Annotated in this window: 15 protein-coding genes and 1 riboswitch; of the genes, 5 read left to right on the top strand and 10 right to left on the bottom strand. The window is 45.5% G+C overall.

Annotated elements, in window-relative coordinates:
- Nucleotides 1-57: 57 nt before the first annotated feature.
- Together ACXAJH_RS04450 and ACXAJH_RS04455 are read right to left on the bottom strand one after the other, a co-directional pair.
- Complete coding sequence (locus ACXAJH_RS04450) at nt 58-1479, bottom strand: sodium/glutamate symporter (RefSeq protein ID WP_474968861.1); 1422 nt, start codon at nt 1477-1479, stop codon at nt 58-60.
- Nucleotides 1479-1841 (bottom strand): hypothetical protein, encoded by a 363-nt coding sequence (locus ACXAJH_RS04455; protein ID WP_474993184.1) that lies wholly within the window; start codon nt 1839-1841, stop codon nt 1479-1481. The genes ACXAJH_RS04450 and ACXAJH_RS04455 overlap by 1 nt, the downstream gene beginning before the upstream one ends.
- 179 nt (nt 1842-2020) lie before the next feature.
- Between ACXAJH_RS04455 and ACXAJH_RS04460 the strand changes: the two genes are divergently transcribed.
- Nucleotides 2021-2347, top strand: a complete 327-nt coding sequence (locus tag ACXAJH_RS04460) for a hypothetical protein (RefSeq protein WP_474992229.1) — start codon at nt 2021-2023, stop codon at nt 2345-2347.
- Nucleotides 2348-2435: 88 nt separating this feature from the next.
- Here ACXAJH_RS04460 and ACXAJH_RS04465 read toward each other — a convergent pair whose 3' ends face one another.
- Both ACXAJH_RS04465 and ACXAJH_RS04470 read right to left on the bottom strand, forming a co-directional pair.
- Entirely contained in the window at nt 2436-2933 is a 498-nt protein-coding gene (locus tag ACXAJH_RS04465) for a hypothetical protein (protein WP_474993185.1), read from the bottom strand.
- A gap of 49 nt (nt 2934-2982) precedes the next feature.
- Nucleotides 2983-3606 carry a DJ-1/PfpI family protein gene (locus tag ACXAJH_RS04470; RefSeq protein WP_474993187.1) on the bottom strand — a complete coding sequence of 208 codons (624 nt, stop codon included), beginning with the start codon at nt 3604-3606 and terminating at the stop codon, nt 2983-2985.
- 350 nt (nt 3607-3956) lie between these two features.
- Nucleotides 3957-4061: riboswitch (SAM riboswitch) on the top strand.
- 172 nt (nt 4062-4233) lie between these two features.
- Between ACXAJH_RS04470 and ACXAJH_RS04475 the strand changes: the two genes are divergently transcribed.
- The gene (locus tag ACXAJH_RS04475) at nt 4234-5283 is read left to right on the top strand and encodes a homocysteine S-methyltransferase family protein (protein ID WP_474971289.1); all 1050 of its coding nucleotides are present in this window, start codon (nt 4234-4236) and stop codon (nt 5281-5283) included.
- A 60-nt stretch (nt 5284-5343) separates the two neighbouring features.
- Here ACXAJH_RS04475 and ACXAJH_RS04480 read toward each other — a convergent pair whose 3' ends face one another.
- The gene (locus ACXAJH_RS04480) at nt 5344-6975 is read right to left on the bottom strand and encodes an amidohydrolase (protein WP_474993188.1); all 1632 of its coding nucleotides are present in this window, start codon (nt 6973-6975) and stop codon (nt 5344-5346) included.
- Nucleotides 6976-7414: 439 nt separating this feature from the next.
- Here ACXAJH_RS04480 and ACXAJH_RS04485 point away from each other — a divergent pair, with 439 nt between their 5' ends.
- The gene (locus ACXAJH_RS04485) at nt 7415-8347 is read left to right on the top strand and encodes a DMT family transporter (RefSeq protein WP_474993190.1); all 933 of its coding nucleotides are present in this window, start codon (nt 7415-7417) and stop codon (nt 8345-8347) included.
- A gap of 102 nt (nt 8348-8449) precedes the next feature.
- Here ACXAJH_RS04485 and ACXAJH_RS04490 read toward each other — a convergent pair whose 3' ends face one another.
- Nucleotides 8450-9226, bottom strand: coding sequence for a 3-hydroxybutyrate dehydrogenase (locus tag ACXAJH_RS04490; RefSeq protein ID WP_474968868.1), 777 nt, complete (start codon nt 9224-9226; stop codon nt 8450-8452).
- Between the two features lie 263 nt (nt 9227-9489).
- On the opposite strand from ACXAJH_RS04490, the gene ACXAJH_RS04495 reads away from it, so the two are divergent.
- Nucleotides 9490-10770, top strand: coding sequence for a GntP family permease (locus ACXAJH_RS04495; RefSeq protein ID WP_474968869.1), 1281 nt, complete (start codon nt 9490-9492; stop codon nt 10768-10770).
- 128 nt (nt 10771-10898) lie between these two features.
- Here ACXAJH_RS04495 and ACXAJH_RS04500 read toward each other — a convergent pair whose 3' ends face one another.
- From ACXAJH_RS04500 to ACXAJH_RS04515, 4 genes are all read right to left on the bottom strand, one after another.
- Nucleotides 10899-11555 carry a DUF429 domain-containing protein gene (locus ACXAJH_RS04500; RefSeq protein ID WP_474968870.1) on the bottom strand — a complete coding sequence of 219 codons (657 nt, stop codon included), beginning with the start codon at nt 11553-11555 and terminating at the stop codon, nt 10899-10901.
- A 112-nt stretch (nt 11556-11667) separates the two neighbouring features.
- Entirely contained in the window at nt 11668-12834 is a 1167-nt protein-coding gene (locus ACXAJH_RS04505) for a glycerate kinase family protein (protein ID WP_474993192.1), read from the bottom strand.
- Nucleotides 12835-12870: 36 nt separating this feature from the next.
- Nucleotides 12871-13560, bottom strand: coding sequence for a GntR family transcriptional regulator (locus tag ACXAJH_RS04510; protein WP_237417222.1), 690 nt, complete (start codon nt 13558-13560; stop codon nt 12871-12873).
- Between the two features lie 140 nt (nt 13561-13700).
- Nucleotides 13701-14795, bottom strand: coding sequence for a tartrate dehydrogenase (locus ACXAJH_RS04515; protein ID WP_474968872.1), 1095 nt, complete (start codon nt 14793-14795; stop codon nt 13701-13703).
- Nucleotides 14796-14988: 193 nt separating this feature from the next.
- Between ACXAJH_RS04515 and ACXAJH_RS04520 the strand changes: the two genes are divergently transcribed.
- Entirely contained in the window at nt 14989-16617 is a 1629-nt protein-coding gene (locus ACXAJH_RS04520) for an SLC13 family permease (RefSeq protein WP_474992242.1), read from the top strand.
- The last annotated feature ends 33 nt before the right edge of the window (nt 16618-16650 follow it).

The following is a 16650-nucleotide window of genomic DNA, read 5'->3' on the forward strand; positions in this document are numbered from 1 at the left end:
GAACATATCAAACGTTGTTGACGAAAAAAAGAAGCTGCGTTTAAGCAGCTTCCTTGTCTACTCTTGATTTTTTTGTTTCCCAAAATGGAAAATGCCGACCAATATACCCAGGGCCGTCATGCATAAAGCGAGAATAAGTCCGGCCCACGGACCGACCCCGGCAATGAATGGGACAGAAAGTGCGGTGACGAGGCCACCTCCTAAAAATGGTTCATAAACGAGCTGCTTATATCCGAAAGCTTCAAATGCCGGGGACTCGTTGTCCGGATCGACGATGCGCATCAATAGAAGGCCCGTGGCCGTCACCCCCATGGATTGACCAAAATCTCCGATCCCTCGTTCAAACCAGTAATTTGGAATGATCTTGGGAGCAAGGAAAATAAAGCTGAAGAGGTTCCATGAAATCCCGGCCACAGCCAAAATTAAGAAAGGCACAAGATAGTCCCCGATCACTTCCAGGGAAACCGTTGCGATGGCTGAGATAATTAACAAGTCCAGAGCCAGCCCCTGGATGCGGTTCACCATTCTCCGATCAATCAAGTTGTATTTATCATTTTTGTTAAAGAAAATCTGAATGATAATGCCGCCGAACATAGCAACCGGAAACAATGGAATATATGTCATGAAGCTTGATCCTGTCCAATTGGCAATCGTGATGCTTTCAAGTCCGATCAGTCCCTGTAAAATACCCCAGCCAATCAGAATGGCGATCATAATGATGGAGAGGTGAAAGGATAACGGCTCGATGGATTCAGGACGGAGAGTCATTTTCCCGGCAGGTTCACGATTCTGATATTCCATAATGCCACTCTTCCGCAGTTCAGAAAATCCATCAACATCCTTGATGACCTCGGTCTTGTTGTTCCGGACCGCCCAGTTAATCAAGATAATACCAAAGATGACCCCTGATAAAACACCCACAGTGGCCAGGCCGATCGCTAAATCGAAGGCTTCTGAAAAACCTAGCTCTTCAAATGTACTTGCCATTCCCGCCGCTGTACCGTGTCCTCCTTCAAAAGCCACTTCAATAAGAGCACCGGCCATCGCTGGAATATCGAAAAAGGGTGTTAAAATCAGCAGTACGACTAACAAGCCGATGACATACTGTCCCCACCCGACGGCCCAGCCAAAGGCAAGCTGAGGGCCGCCGTAGGTCCAGACGTCTTTCAATTTAGGCATAGCCGCTCCCAAGAAGAGAGAAGCAAAAACTACGTTAATCATTAACCCTGGAAGGGCTGACCAAACCTGGATAATCGTATCTGTCATAATGCCGTTCGTTAAGAAATGCCCTTCTGACACAAATTGGGCTGCAATTTTCCCAAGCACCTGCGGACCTAATAATAAAGCTATAAAGCCGCCGATAATCGATGCCGGCAGAAAAAGATCCTGAAATATTTTCACTTTTACTCTGATAATCTTCCCGATGATAAGAAATACACCAATGTATAATAGCGCAAAACCTATTTGTTCCGGACTCATTATCCCATCACCCCGCTGTTTTTAAACTTCAATTCATGAATAACCTTTTCCCCCGATTCCCGCTGAAAAAAGAGTTTTAAACGCTTATGAAAAAAGAAAGACTTTTCAATCATTTCCTTTGAAAAGTCTTTCTTTCTTATACCTCCTATCCTAGATCCCAACCGATCCCCTCTATGGAAATCATCCTCTTTCCTGAACCTGATGACAGGCACTGTTCCTGAACGAAATCGATGATTTTTTGGAGGTGTGGATTCTGAGGGGGTTGTGGCCTTATACGATTCATCAACAAAAGCCGAATTGAAAACGAAATGAACTTCGACCATGGGTAACTTCAGCAAAGAACGAGGTTTACGTTTCATCATCGAATGGGGAATGCTTTACCTACATGTATAATTCGGTCTGTATTATTCCGGCTGCCTTAGTAAAAATAATAGAAAACCCATCTGCTTCTCTATCTTTTCAGCGACTGTGATATTCATCTATACCATAGTTCATATCCTGTCATAGAATGAACTATCTTGATATTGAGGAGGTATATGGTATGAATCATAAACCGTGTAAAAAGGATTGTCATCCCGATGTGGATGTAATCACCTGCAGCTGCTGTGTTACTGGACTAGCTAATGTCATCTCCAGCCGTTTCCGCTGCGGAGATACGATTGGCATCACTTTCTTCGTAGAAGAAGGAGCAGGCATTTTTGTCGGCAGGTATCGAGGACTGGAAGACTATGTTCTTGAAATCGATGATCTACTTGTACCTGGGACAACCAGTTTCATTCCACTATGTGATGTAGGAAGTGTCGAAAAAGGCCTTCCGCTGCAGGAGGAACCTATGCAGATCAGCAAGGTCACCAGGGTGACAGAGTAAACGTATAGATCGACCCTCTCATTGAACAAAGAAAAGGGAGCCACTTTTATCGTGCTCCCTTTTTTTCGTGATGTAATCTGAAATGTCTTCACTCATCCTGATGCATTAGTGGCTCCAGTTCAGCTAGTAAGCGAGTGGTTTCATCCAACAGCTCTTGGTATTGCACAATGCCGGTGATCAATACGGCTGTGTAGACGCCTGTACCCAGTATAAATAAAACTCCCTTCCAAAAAGGATTCAGACTCGTATCCCTCTCTTTGATGCTGGATTTCAATCTTATAAGTTTAGATAGAGGGAAATAGAACAATAGCAGGATATAAGAAAGGAAGGCCGCATACATTTGTCTTAATTGTTTTTCATTCACCCAGAGATACGTCAGTTCTTCCGGCTTGTCCTCCAGCGACTTCCAGCTTATAACAGTTTGATGAACGGTGCTTCCTCTCCAATTATATTCTTCGACCCTCGTTGTCTGATCTCCCAACTCTTTGACGCCTACCCCAAAAGGAGCGGGAGTATCTCCGAATGATACGACATGATACACAATAAAGATAAGAATGATGAATAGAAAATGGATTGCTTTGTACATGCTCTCCTCCTCTCCCACCTTGAGACAACACTTTCATCTTCTATTGAATCTATTTCTCTAAGGTTTCCATCAATATGTAAAAGTACCGGGGATCACCTGTGTTGAAGTACGTATACCACGCTTCCAGGGTTCTTTCCGAAAAAACGTCCAAGTGCTTAAGTATAAGATTCGCAAATAAAAGGGCTCCTGCAGAGCTGGCTGTTATAAGGTTCTGATCCGCTACGGCCTTTACGTCCTTATAATAAGCCTCCCCATCATAGTTCGGACTGACCATTTTAAGATATTCAAGACTGTTGCTGGTATGGAAACGATTGTTTAACAAACCGGCTTCAGCAAGCATCGGTGTGGCCCCACAAATGGCAGCAACCGTCGCCCCACAGTCCAGAAGCTTCGCTGCTTTATGTATGATGGGTTGATGGATACATCGGTTCCACGTATCTGCTCCAGGCAGCAGCAAAACGGTCGAAGGAGAAAGGAGGATCTCATCCGTGGTTATATCAGGTGTAATCCTCATCCCTCCTTTTGTCGTAATTGTTTCTTTTCCTGCCCCTGCCACCTGAAGTGAAACATCTTCCCGTCTTCTTTTAAAGTACTGCCCCGAGTTCAACTCAGCGGTTACATAGCCAAGTTCCCAGTCTGCCAAGGTATCTAAAGCATAGACATAAACGTTCATTCTACCAACCTCCATTTTTTACGCACTTCCCACCACAACCCCTAAGACAGAAAAACCATTCCTGTTAAGACAGAACACATCGCCTGCTCCCCCATACAAAACCTTCTATAAGGGACTACGAAATGCCTTGTATAAAGTTTCATAATGAAGAGAACCCCTCCACCTATAAGTCTACGTTCATTTTCCCATTATCGTCGAAACGGCGCTGCCTTCTTAACTTCCGCTTTTAAATACCGGTGTATTTTTTCCGAAAATTCTATTGATTCTCACTATATTTTCCTGTAATGTATAACGCAAGCGAAAGGATACACGTTGATCAAACGGATCAGCTGCTTTAAAAATTACATACGAACTTATCCAGAGAGGTGTAGGGACTGGCCCTTTGATACCTCAGCAACCAGCCATTGGCACGGTGCTAAATCCAGAAGGCAGTTATACTGCCTTGAAGATAAGGAGTCTTAGATAAATGGAAGGCCCCTTATCAAAGGAGGTCTTTTTTTAATGGAAATATACACCACTTCTTCTGTTAAAAAGAGCTCCATCAGAATCTGTGAGTCAGCATATTCCTTTAGAAGGATGAGCTTTCTAATATATTTATTCAATACCAAATGGAAAGGTTGTTGTGAAATGAAACGATCATTAGAGCAGAGGTTACAGGATGGACCCGTCATTTGTGGAGAAGGTTACTTGTTTGAATTGGAGCGCCGCGGCTATTTACAAGCTGGATCCTTCGTACCGGAAGTAGCGCTGGATAACCCGGAGGCACTCAAACAGACTTATCGAGACTATATGCTTGCGGGCTCCGACGTTGTGTTAGCATTCACGTATAACGGTCACCGCGAAAAAATGAGAATTATTGGAAAAGAAGAATTACTGGAACCGCTCAACCGTCAGGCAATTCGTCTGGCTAAAGAGGTGGCTCAAGAGCATCCAGAGGAAGAAGCTCTTGTGGCTGGGAACGTTTCCAATACCAACCTGTTCAATCCGGATGATCCTGAAGCTGTTGAGAAAACAAGGAGCATGTTTGCAGAGATGATCGGCTGGTGTAAAGAGGAAGGTGTAGATTTCGTGAATGGTGAAACCTTCTACTACTATGAAGAAGCTCTGATTGCTCTTGAAGAAATTCAAAAGCAGGACCTCCCTGCTGTCATCACATTCGGTCTGATGGGGGAGAACGTCTTGCGGGATGGCTATGAAGTCGAAGAGGCCTGCCGCTTATTAGAAGAAAAAGGGGCGCTCGTTGTAGGAATGAACTGTTTCCGCGGTCCGGCAACGATGCAGCCGTACGTTGAGAAAATCCGTAAAACCGTGGACGGTTATGTTGGGGCCCTTCCAATCCCTTACCGGACAACGGAGGAGCATCCTACTTTCTTCAACCTGCCGGACGGTGGCTGTGCCTGCACGCTCCCAACGGAAACAACGTTCCCAACATCTCTCGACCCGCTCTATACGAACCGCTATGAACTGGCGGAATGGGCTAAGGAAGCTCACGGTATCGGTGTGAACTACCTGGGACTCTGCTGTGGAGCGTCTCCGGCTATGCTTCGTGAAGTAGTCGAAACTGTCGGACGCACAGCTGTAAACTCCACGTATTCACCAGATATGAAGAAACACTTCCTATTCGGCAGTGATGACACGCTGCAGGATCATATAACATCGTATAAAACAAAAGCCTAAGCAAAAAAAACGCCTGTCCTACTTGGACAGGCGGCTTTATTAAAACGAAAACGGCAAGGCTCACAATGCATTTGGATTCCCCTGGTTTTCTTCCCTTTTGTATAAGGTGCGTCCTTCCTTAATTGTTTCTTCAATCTGTATTTCTTTGATCTGCATGGGGTCTACTTGGAAGGGGCTCTGATCAAGGATGACCAAATCAGCTAGCTTCCCTGCATGAAGGCTTCCTTTTGTCTCTTCTTCTCCATATTGATAGGCGGCATGAATCGTAACGGCTTGAAGAGCTTCATACACGGTCGTACGCTGTTCTGCTCCAATCGTTACTCCTGTTCTCGTTTTTCTATTCACAGCACTCCAGATCGTTTGAAGCATGTTCGGCTTGATAACAGGAGCGTCCTGATGGAAATTGACAGGAAGACCTTTCTTTATGGCTGATTTAGCCGGACTGATCCGGTTTCCCCGCTCTTCACCGAGGTTTTTCAAGTGGACATCTCCCCAGTAATATGTATGATCAACAAACATAGAGGGGATCATTCCAATCTTCTTCATTTCATCCAGCTGATCATCACGGACGGTCTGGCAGTGAATCATGACCGGTCTGAGCACATCTTTCTCCGGATCTTCCGTTTCTTCTACAGAAGCTTTATAGCTTCTCAGCAGCTGATCGGCTGCTGCATCTCCATTGCAGTGAGTTAACAATTGAACATCGTCTTGAACTGCCTGTTTTGTAAACTGCTTCACCTGCTCATCGCTGTACCAGGCACTGCCTCTATACGTTTCCTCTCCTTCATAAGGTTCCGTAAGCCAGGCTGTTTTCCCCTGCGGAGAGCCATCTAAGAACATTTTGTATCCACCAAGCTTCAAGCGTTTATGGTATTGCTTCGCATAAAGAGGGTTGGATGCAAAGATCTCATTCGGATTGGTGTCCATAAGAGGGTAGGATACGACATCAATAAGCAGTCGGTCCTCTTCAGCTAAGGCTTTACACAACTCGACGAACTGCTGAGAGGCGGCTCCATCCTGCACAGTTGTTATCCCATTCTGTATATAAACGCTCTGTCCTTCTTCCACCATCTTCAAAGCATCCATTTCCATCCCTTGTTGCAGATACGGTTGAATTAATGAAAGACTTGTTTCCTCAAAATATCCGTTTGGTTCCATACTTTCTGCCATCCGGCCAATGGTTCCACCTTCGACTTCCTCCGTTTCGGAATCAACGCCTGCCATTTGCAGAAGAGCGTCGTTAGCACAACCCATGTGAGCGGAAGCGTGAAAAACAAAGAGAGGTCGATCTGTGATCTCGTTCAGGATATCCTTGGCAGGGTGGTGTCCCTCATCCAATATCGTGTGATCATAGCCAAACCCAATAATCACTCCGTCTTGTTCGTCTTCCTGCTGCTCTATGTATTGACGAAGCGTGCGCTTGACATCTTCATAGTTTTCGCAGCCGCTCAGATCTGCCATCCGGGAAACCGGACCTACAAAAGAGATATGCCCGTGGGGGTCAATAAACGAAGGCATTAACGTTTTCCCTTTCAAGTCCACTTTTTCCACCTCTGATGGATGTGCTTCCTTCTCGATTTCCTGAAGTGCGCCCTTACGTTTAATCCATCCATCCTCGATTAAAATCGATTCGACAAACGTATTTTCCTCTTCCATAGTAAGAATATTTCCTCCGTAGTAAATCGTCTGCATGGTCATGTCTCCTCTTGTAATCGTCTAGGTCATGGGGGAAAGGTTCTAATGGTTTGATGTCCATTTTCCCCTTAAGTAATGAAGAGGATAGTATAACATGAGGAAAAAATGACCAAAAAGAGACTTTACACCGGGTTCCTTGCTCCTATTCTTTTAGGTCACCCTATTCATCCATCATGCACACATTTCCTCTTCCAAACCTCCCCTGTATGTTCATAATTCGTCTACTCTGCTCCGTTCTTCTTTTTAAACACCCGGGTCCTTTATACAGGAAAACGGCTGATCCGCTTTCGGGTCAGCCGTTCTGTGCAGGTCTCGGCAATCTTTGCATCATCATCCATACAGACGCCGTTTTTTTAGAAAAGAAGGAACAGAATCTATCCAATCCTTCCATATTCTGATAGCATTCCATATATCAAATCGTATGGAGGAAGTCACAATGAGTCAAAAGTCTGCTCTTTTTTCAATCGGTACAGGCGCCGCTTTATGGGGAATGATCGGTTTTTTCGTCACGTATTTGTACAACATCGGGTTCACTCCTGCACAAGTCGTGTCGCTGAGGGTTTTATCAGCCAGCCTGCTTCTGGGGATTTACCTATTATCAAAAGACCGCCGCTTCTTTAAAATAAAAGCAGGCGACAGCCGATACTTTATCGGGACGGGGATCATCAGTATCGTCCTCTTTAACTGGTGCTTGTTCAGTGCGATTGAGGAAACGTCTATTTCTGTAGCATCCATCCTTCTCTACACAGCTCCGGCGTTTGTCACAATGCTTTCAAGACTGATTTTCAAAGAATCATTGACGTTGCGGAAAGTCTCTGCTCTTTTGATTACCTTTCTTGGCTGTGCCCTTGTCGTCGGCTTTGTTCCACATTCAGAACAATCCATTTCCATGTATGGACTGATTCTTGGACTTGGATCAGGATTCTTTTATGCGTTATACAGTATTTTCGGGAAGTTTGCCCTTGTGCACTATGATTCACTGACGGTTACCTTTTATACGTTTGTATTCGCATCAATCGCTATCGTGCCATTCAGCGGCCTTTGGAATGAGGCTTCTTTATTTTCAACCGTATCCACATGGCTCTATGTACTGGGGCTGGGGCTCTTATCTACGATGCTTCCGTTTATTCTATACACGAAAGGTTTGAGTTTCATAGAATCGAGCAAGGCCTCCATTATCGCTACCATTGAACCAGTGGTCGCCACACTCATGGGTTTTCTCGTCTTTCGGGAGCAGTTGACCTTTTGGCAGTACGCAGGGGTCGGCCTCGTCATTACGGCTGTCATCGTCGTACAGGAATCAAAGAAAAACAGCAGCGCCACCCACCGGGAAACGGAAAGATCAGCCGTCAACCAGCTTCGGGGTTGATGGATCCTTCATTTCACAGCCGTCTATTTCTACATAAAAAGGAACCGTTCATTTTATTCAATGAACGGTTCTTTTTATATGTTATCAATCATTTCCGTTTACTTACTGAGCTGTATATCCACCATCAATAAGAACGGTTTGGCCTGTTACACTTTTCGCCTTGTCACTGGCAAGGAACATAGAGTAGTCTGCAATTTCTTCTACTTGAAGCAGGCGTTTTTGAGGAACTAGTGGATAAATAACTTCCTCCAACACCTTTTCCAGTTCCACGCCACGGGATTTGGCAAGATCCTTCAATTGACCACGTACAAGTGGTGTATCTACATACCCAGGGGCTACAGCGTTGACTGTGATGCCATGTTCTGCACCTTCAAGGGCACTTACTTTCGTCAAGCCGATGACTCCGTGCTTGGCACTGTTATATGCGGCTTTACCAGAGAATCCGATGACACCGTTAATGGAAGCCATGTTCAGGATACGTCCCTGCCCCTGCTCCTTCATAATCGGGAAGACCGCTTTCGTTGCGATGAATGGTGCTGTCAGCATGATGTCCTGCATCAACTTGAATTTTTCTGTTGGGAATTCTTCAAGAGGAGATACGTGCTGAAGCCCTGCGTTATTGATAAGTACGTCAATGCGGCCATAGGTTTCAACCGTCTGGTTAATAGCGGCATTGATTTCGTCTTCGCTCGTAACATCCGCTTTTACCCCCATAGCCGTTAAGTTCTGCTCGGTCAGCGACTTTGCGGCTTCTTGTACACCGTCTTCATTAATATCAGACAAGACGACTTTTGCACCGTTTTCTGCAAAGACTTTTCCGATTTGGTACCCGATTCCCTGAGCTGCTCCTGTAATAAATACAACTTTGTTTTCAACCATGTCTATCAACCTCTCTCATGTATGTTCTTGATGAGCTGCTACTTTTAACTCAAATTCGATTGTACCCAAAAACAATTTCCATTTCATGCATTACGAATTATGCGGAATATTCGTTTTTCCCCGAAAAATGCATGAATTCTCTATCTTTCTATTTCTATTGATTACTGTAATGCGTGAGAGTAAGATATTTCTTGTTGCAAAATATTGTCGAGTTTTGTCAAACGCAATTCTACTTATAATAATTACCAAAAGGAGGTAATACCATGTTTGCTATTATCATAGGACTTGTCTCTTTGATGATCATGGCGTACTTAGGCTGGTCCATACTATGGATTGCCCCAATTGCTGCTTCCATCGTAGCGATTCTATCAGGCATGAATATTCTGGATGCATTCACATCTGACTTCATGAGTGGGTTTGCTTCATTTGCGAGAGACTTCTTCCCCATCTTCCTGTTTGGGGCGGTCTTCGGAAAACTTATGGAAGTAACAGGGAGTGCCCGGAAAGTAGCCAGCTTTTTATCCAGAATTGTCGGAAAAGAGCGGGCGATTTTAGGGGTCCTTTTAGGTGCTGCCATCCTAACTTACGGCGGTGTGAGTCTATTTGTTGTCGTCTTTGTTATGTATCCTCTGGCTATTAACTTGTTCAGAGAAGCCGATATCAGTCGGAAAGTCATTCCAGGAACGATTGTGCTTGGTGCGTTCACCTTTACAATGACTGCTCTACCCGGTACAGCTCAGGTCCAGAACTATATTCCTACCGAATACTTTGATACAACGATGATGGCCGCGCCGATCATCGGTATTGTCACCGGATTGATTATGGCTGTCGGCGGATACTTTTATCTTTCCTACCGGGCGAATAAACTGACGAAAGCCGGAGAAGGCTTTACAGAGCCGCAGAATAAGGTTGGAACCGAGAGTTCCGGGAACGATCCCAGCGTCTTTTTATCCTTCCTGCCGCTTCTCTGTGTAGTCCTTTTGATTAACATCTTCAACGTAGAAATGCTGATTGCTTTATTCATCGGAATTATTCTAACGATTATCTTGAATTGGAAAGCATTCCACGAGTTCATCACAGCATTGAATGATGGAGCCAAAGGCGCTGTAACTGCCGTTGTGAATACAGGTGCAGCCGTTGGATTTGGAGCAGTCGTTCAGGCTTCCCCTGCTTTTCCAGCGATTAAAGAAGCGTTATTGAACATCAAAGGCGGCCTTGTCATTTCAGATGCGTTAGCTACTCAGGTGCTGGCGATGATCACCGGATCCGCATCAGGGGGAATGAACATTACCTTGAATGCTCTCGGATCTGACTATTACCAGCAGGCGATGGAGATGGGAATGAACCCGGAAATCCTTCACCGGATTACAGCCATTGCATCCGGAGCTTCGATTCTTCCGCATAACGGTGCCCTATTGACTGTATTTGCGATTACAGGCTTAACCCACAAAGATTCCTATAAAGATATCTTCATCGTTGCTCTGCTCATTCCGTTTGTGGCAACAGTAGTAGGAATTTTGATGTCCTATATTGGAATTGTATAAAACAGACCGAGGAGACTATATCCTTTGCCTGTGAAAGAATTCCTGAAAAATAAGCAGGATCCGTCGTATATTGTTTCGGCGGATCCTGCTTATTTTTATCCATACCGTTTTTTCCAAGCGGGCGGATTTTAACAGCAGAAGTCATAAGGGTGCAGTGGCGGTTCGGCTTGATAGCTCCAGGGAGATACCAATTTTGAGTCATTCCATCCCCATGCGGCAAGAGCAGATCCGCAGGCATCCAGCGTATGGACATGTTCGAGTGATTCTTCCGGAATATCGAGCATATTCATGTGATCCCTCAACCAATCCAGCACTTCTTTTCGGATAGAGCGGTCTTTTTTGTACGAAAGAAAATGGTCTGCGTCATCCACCCGTGTCAGAACAGCTGCACCGGGATGGACTTCAACGACTTGAATATCATACGGCGTATCCAAATGGGAAAGCTCTCTTGATAACCGAATCCCCCTCAGAGTCAGGTACACCATTCGTGTCATAGTCGGAGTCATAATGGAGGAGGATCGTCCTCCTTCTCCCATAAGGAACTGCCGTAAAGAACGGTCTCTCATGCGATCGCCCCCACCATCCTGATAAGACAGTGGCGCATCGATTCCGACCACAACCTTCCCCTCTGATGCCAGCCTGCTCAGTGTATCTATAATGTCCCCGTCACTGGCCGGAGTGACTTTTTCTTTGAAAATCAGTGCATCTTTCCTGTCCTCAAAAATCATCACGACCGTATCGGCATGATTGCTCGGACCTGATAAGTCAATGCCTGCGTAATACACAGTAAATCCTCCTTTTCCTTAGTTCTGTTATACCTTCCAAACCCTTCGCAAAAACAGGAAGCGCATACAAAAGATCTCTTCCTTTTGGCTCAGGAAGAGATCTTCAAGGGGATCAGACGCTTGATATTGCAGAAGCGGTATTATCTTTATAGACCGTTTTGTAAACATTCATGATGTTTTTTGCGGTTTCCTCTACAAGAGGACCAGCATGTTCACTTAAATAATCGAGAGTGGAGGGCGCGTGGGCAATACTGAAAAAGGCTTGAATGCCTTTTTCTTCAAGAAGCGCATAACCATCGCTCAAACTCCCAGCTATACAAAAGACAGGAACGTTAAACTGTTTTGCTCTCATTCCTACGCCCATAGGAGCCTTGCCGAATAACGTCTGGCGATCTGTTTTCCCTTCCCCGGTAAGTACGAAATCCGCACCTTCCAGTTCAGCGTTGAAATCAATACTATCCAGAACGATTTCAATGCCCGGCTTTAATTCAGCGTTTAAGAACGCCATCAAACCAGCTCCCAGGCCTCCGGCTGCCCCAGCCCCTTTTTCATGCCTGATATCCTTATTGAGATATTTGTGAATCTGCATTCCATAATGATGTAACGCCTGGTCCAGTACTTCTACCATCTCCGGCGTGGCTCCCTTTTGAGGGCCGAAAACAGCCGAAGCCCCTTCAGGTCCACACAGTGGATTTTCAACATCACAGGCGGTTATGAACGGAGTAGAAAAAATCCTTTTGTCCAATTGATCCGTCCTGATTTCATGGAGATCCAAAAGTGCTTTCCCTCCATTAGGCAGCAGGCGCCCTTCCCTATCCAGCAGCTCTGCTCCAAGTGCGGCAGCCATACCCGCGCCGCCGTCATTAGTGGCACTGCCGCCTATGCCGAGGATTACTTTCTTTACTCCATAATCCAGCGCTTTTTTAATCAGTTCACCCGTGCCGTATGTCGTTGTTTCATAGGGATTCAAATCTTCTTCGGCAAGGAGTGTAATACCGGAAGCTGCGGCCATTTCTATGACAGCCGTCTCCCCGTCTCCCAGAATGCCCCAAGCCGCTTGGACTTTTCCACCAAGGGGGCCGGTCACTTCGTTAGTTTGAAGCTTTCCACCCGTGCTCTTCACAAGGGACTCAACCGTACCCTCTCCTCCATCTGCAAGCGGAAATGAACGGACCTCACAGGAAGGAAACACCTGTTTAATGCCTTCTTCCATACTCCGGGCAACTTCAACAGCAGATAAACTGCCTTTATAAGAGTCAGGGGCTACTATACATTTCATAGACGTATCCTCTCCAAATGTCCTCCCGTACTTCGTTTACATAGAGTCTTGATCTTCTTCAAGCACCTCAAGGATTTCATTCCTTGCTCTTTTCCGGTGCGACTGCATCGAGGCCTGAGCCGCTTCTGCGTTACCCGCCTTCATACACGCAGCTATGGCCCTGTGCTCTACAATCGACTGCAGCGGGAGCGGACGTTTATTTATCGTAAGCAGGCGGGCGCGGTACAATTGATCGGCATGAACATCAATCACATTAGCCAGTCGTTGATTCCCTGCATGTTCTATAATTGTAAAGTGAAACAAGTTATCCAGCCTTGCCCATTCATCAAGATCATTGTGTGACAACGCCTGTTCCTGCTGGGAAATAAGTTCTTCCAGATGGTCCAGATCATCACCGTCCATGACTGATACAGCAAGGCCGGCGGCTAATCCTTCCAACATTTCCACCACTTCATAGATTTCTTTCAAATCTTTAGCAGATATCGGTTCAACTTCAAACCCTTTTCTAGGGATCAGGTGGACGACTCCTTCGGTCTGCAGACGGATTAATGCTTCCCTTACAGGAGTGCGGCTCATATCTAAAACTTCTGCAATCTCCCGTTCCAGGATGGTCGGGCCCGGCAGAAGCTTCAGGTTTCTGATTGCCAGTCGTAAAATCTGATACGCTCTGGCCGGCAGTTTTCGTTCGGACACATGATGGATGATCGGCGCCAACCGTTCCTTCATTTCCTCTACTCTTGTATGCGGTTCTGTACTCACTGATGATTGTTCTCTCATAAATTCACCACTCTGACTTTTGTCTTCCTTCCATTATAACAAGAAGAGAGTAAAAAGAGAGCGCACTCCCTTTTTACCCTGTATGGAATTTAGACATTTGCGTATTTGGATGAAATGTGTGAGATAATCGCGTCTGTGACTTCTCTTGTCGAGCTGGTTCCCCCAATGTCTGCTGTTAAGATACCATCTTTCGTTGTAGCACGGATGGCCTCATTAATTAAGTCTGCTTCCTGCTTCAGTCCAAGGTGTTCCAGCATGAGGGCAGCACTGCCGATGGTTCCGATCGGGTTGGCGATTCCCTGTCCTGCAATATCAGGGGCAGAGCCGTGGACAGATTCAAACATACTTGGGAAACGGCCGTCCAGATGAATATTTGCACTCGGGGCGATTCCAAGACTTCCAGCAAGAGCACTGCCGAGATCGGATAAAATATCCGCATGAAGGTTGGAAGCCACCACTACTTCAAGCTCTTCCGGATGAAGTACGAAGCGTGCAGCCATCGCATCCACGAGCCATTGATCGGTTTCGACTTCAGGATAGTCCCTGCTTACGCGCTTGAAAACTTCATCCCACAATACCATGCCGTACTGCTGGGCATTACTTTTTGTGACACTGGTCACTTTTTTCCGGTCTCTCTTCATGGCCAGATCAAAGGCGTGGCGAATCACTCGTTCACAGCCTTCCTCTGTAAATACAGAAGATTGGACGGCCACTTCTTTTCCAGGTCCGCGCCCGGCAAAATTACGACCGCCGATACCGGAGTATTCACCTTCTGTGTTTTCCCGGACTAACACCCAGTTCAACTTTTCCTTATCCGGATGATTCAATTTCCCTTCTACACCTGGCAGGAACTCAACCGGACGAATATTGGCCCACTGATCAAAACCTTGACAAATGGCCAGACGGAGTCCCCAGAGGCTTATATGATCGGGAACGGTCGGATATCCAACAGCTCCGAAGTAAATAGCATCATGATCTTTGATTCTTTCCAGTCCATCCTCATCCATCATCTTTCCATGTTCAAGGTAATATTCACATCCCCAAGGAAAGTAATCGCTTTCAAAAGTGAACTTATTAGAAGTCTTTGATAGATGATCGACGACACGAAGCCCTTCTTGAATGACTTCCTCTCCAATACCATCACCCGGAATTACAGCTAGTTTAAAATGTTGTTTGTTTTCCATCGATACATTCCTCCTGAAAGATTTTTTGTTTAACTATTCTAAATATTAATTAATGTATACGTTAATGTCAAATTAAATTTGATGTAAAAGATAAATATCCCAATTTTTGAAAATAGTTTGACAATAATGTATACGTAAAGTATCATTCAGACATGAAAGCGTTATCAAAAAGGTGAAAGGAAGGGATAAACGGATGTACTTACATTCTGTCTGGGAGCAATTATGGAAATGGGATCGCAGCCTTCGAAAGGATATAAAGCATGTAACTTCTTTTGTATTTGCAAAATCTTCTTCGAATGCAGCTGTACAGGAAGAGATTGATCCATCAAAGGAACTCGTCGATGACAAACCTCCACGACCGGGGAATTATTCCACCCCTCAGAAAATCGGATTGTTTGTGGGACCCCTTTTATATGTGTTGATTACCTCACTGGTTCAGCCGGAAGGAATGAGCGCAGAAGCGGTCCAGATGCTTGGTCTGATCAGCTGGATTGCTACATGGTGGGTAACCGAAGCGCTGCCGATTCCGGTCACGTCCCTGCTTCCGCTGCTGCTTTTTCCGTTAACAGGAGTGATGGAGACCGGTGAAGTTTCCTCCTCTTATGGCGATCCTCTGATCTTTTTATTCGCTGGGAGTTTTATGATTGCTTTAACGATGGAAAAATGGAACCTTCATAAACGAATCGCTTTAGCTATCATTGCCTTTATAGGAAGCAGTCCGAATATGATTATACTTGGTTTCATGACAGCGACCGGTTTTTTATCGATGTGGATTTCCAATACAGCCAGTACAATGATGATGGTTCCAATCAGCCTGGCTGTTACGAAACACGTAGCCGAATCCTTGAAAAACAACACAGATGTAACTCCCGGAAACTTCCCTTTTGGTACCGCCATTATGCTCGGAACCGCGTATGCAGCAACCATCGGTGGATTCGGCACACTGATCGGTGCTCCGGCCAACACGATTTTGGCTGCAACGGTGAATAATTTATACGGCATTGACATTTCCTTTGCCCGATGGATGATGTTCGGTCTTCCCATGGTTGTTCTTCTTGTACCTCTCGTCTGGCTCTATCTTGTTAAAGTCGCCTATCCAATGAAAATCAAGAACATTCCAGGCGGAAGAAAAATTATAAAGAAGGAATTAAAAGAACTTGGAAAAATGAGTTACGAAGAGAAGATTGTACTGACTGTATTTTCCCTGACAGCGCTGGCTTGGATTACGCGGAGTCTTGTCCTTGAACGCTTTATTCCCGGTATTGATGACACGATTATCGCACTGCTTGGAGCAGTCCTGCTATTCTTAATTCCTGCCAAAAATAAAGAAGGAAGCATTCTCGATTGGGATACAGTCCTGAAACTGCCCTGGGGAATCCTCTGGCTTTTCGGAGGAGGTCTCGCTCTTGCTGCGGGTATCGTCAGTTCCGGTCTGGATAAATGGATCGGCAGCCAGCTCGTCAATTACAGCAGCATCCCATTCTTCCTTATGATTGGTTTAATCATCGCCGTCATCACGATGTTAACCGAGTTCACATCAAACACAGCTACTTCTACAATGGTCTACCCTATTGTTGCTGCAGGCGCGGCTGCCTTAGGAACAGATCCTATTATTCTTATGGTGGCTGCTTGTATGGGTGCGACGTTTGCCTTTATGTTCCCTGTAGCGGCACCACCGAATGCGATTGTTTTTGCAACCGGTTACATCAAAATGAGCCGGATGGCTTCAACAGGAATCTGGCTGAACATCAGCTGCATCCTCTTCTCTATTGTCATCGTCTATTTCTACGTCCCTGTTATTTTTGGAGGTTTACTGAACTAACAACCTGACTCAGGGGGCTCTGCTTTGTGCAAG

The sequence above is a fragment of the Halobacillus sp. ABD4_316 genome, assembly GCF_056161385.1.

Coding starts and splice junctions, on each gene's coding strand:
- ACXAJH_RS04520 (WP_474992242.1), top strand. CDS start 14,989: ATGTACTTACATTCTGTCTGGGAGCAATTATGGAAATGGGATCGCAGC.
- ACXAJH_RS04490 (WP_474968868.1), bottom strand. CDS start 9,226: ATGGTTGAAAACAAAGTTGTATTTATTACAGGAGCAGCTCAGGGAATC.
- ACXAJH_RS04495 (WP_474968869.1), top strand. CDS start 9,490: ATGTTTGCTATTATCATAGGACTTGTCTCTTTGATGATCATGGCGTAC.
- ACXAJH_RS04460 (WP_474992229.1), top strand. CDS start 2,021: ATGAATCATAAACCGTGTAAAAAGGATTGTCATCCCGATGTGGATGTA.
- ACXAJH_RS04485 (WP_474993190.1), top strand. CDS start 7,415: ATGAGTCAAAAGTCTGCTCTTTTTTCAATCGGTACAGGCGCCGCTTTA.
- ACXAJH_RS04510 (WP_237417222.1), bottom strand. CDS start 13,560: ATGAAGGAACGGTTGGCGCCGATCATCCATCATGTGTCCGAACGAAAA.
- ACXAJH_RS04480 (WP_474993188.1), bottom strand. CDS start 6,975: ATGCAGACGATTTACTACGGAGGAAATATTCTTACTATGGAAGAGGAA.
- ACXAJH_RS04455 (WP_474993184.1), bottom strand. CDS start 1,841: ATGATGAAACGTAAACCTCGTTCTTTGCTGAAGTTACCCATGGTCGAA.
- ACXAJH_RS04515 (WP_474968872.1), bottom strand. CDS start 14,795: ATGGAAAACAAACAACATTTTAAACTAGCTGTAATTCCGGGTGATGGT.
- ACXAJH_RS04465 (WP_474993185.1), bottom strand. CDS start 2,933: ATGTACAAAGCAATCCATTTTCTATTCATCATTCTTATCTTTATTGTG.
- ACXAJH_RS04505 (WP_474993192.1), bottom strand. CDS start 12,834: ATGAAATGTATAGTAGCCCCTGACTCTTATAAAGGCAGTTTATCTGCT.
- ACXAJH_RS04475 (WP_474971289.1), top strand. CDS start 4,234: ATGAAACGATCATTAGAGCAGAGGTTACAGGATGGACCCGTCATTTGT.
- ACXAJH_RS04470 (WP_474993187.1), bottom strand. CDS start 3,606: ATGAACGTTTATGTCTATGCTTTAGATACCTTGGCAGACTGGGAACTT.
- ACXAJH_RS04450 (WP_474968861.1), bottom strand. CDS start 1,479: ATGAGTCCGGAACAAATAGGTTTTGCGCTATTATACATTGGTGTATTT.